1 protein-coding gene is annotated in these 211 nt (G+C 56.9%); it reads right to left on the bottom strand.

What is annotated here, in order from left to right; translation table 11 throughout:
- Nucleotides 1–211, bottom strand: a 211-nt coding sequence (locus AF337_RS39270; RefSeq protein ID WP_152971384.1) for a GH36-type glycosyl hydrolase domain-containing protein, incomplete at both ends; no start/stop codon positions are given.

The following is a 211-nucleotide window of genomic DNA, read 5'->3' as shown; positions in this document are numbered from 1 at the left end:
CTGTAGACCAGAGCCATCACGTCCTGGAGTTGATCCCTGAAGCCGTAAGCGCCTCCGGACTGATAATTGGATGTACGCGCCCAGACACGGCACGCCAGAACCTGGTACAGCAACCAGCGGTTCATCATCAAGTTCATCCCGACATCGGGCGTGGTCACCTGGATCGAGTTTAGAATATCGTCCCACTGGCGGACAACAGCCGACAGGCTAC

This window comes from Rhizobium ecuadorense (genome assembly GCF_001187535.1).
GTDB classification, from domain to species: Bacteria; Pseudomonadota; Alphaproteobacteria; order Rhizobiales; family Rhizobiaceae; genus Rhizobium; species Rhizobium ecuadorense.
This window is presented reverse-complemented; position numbering and strand designations above follow the sequence as displayed.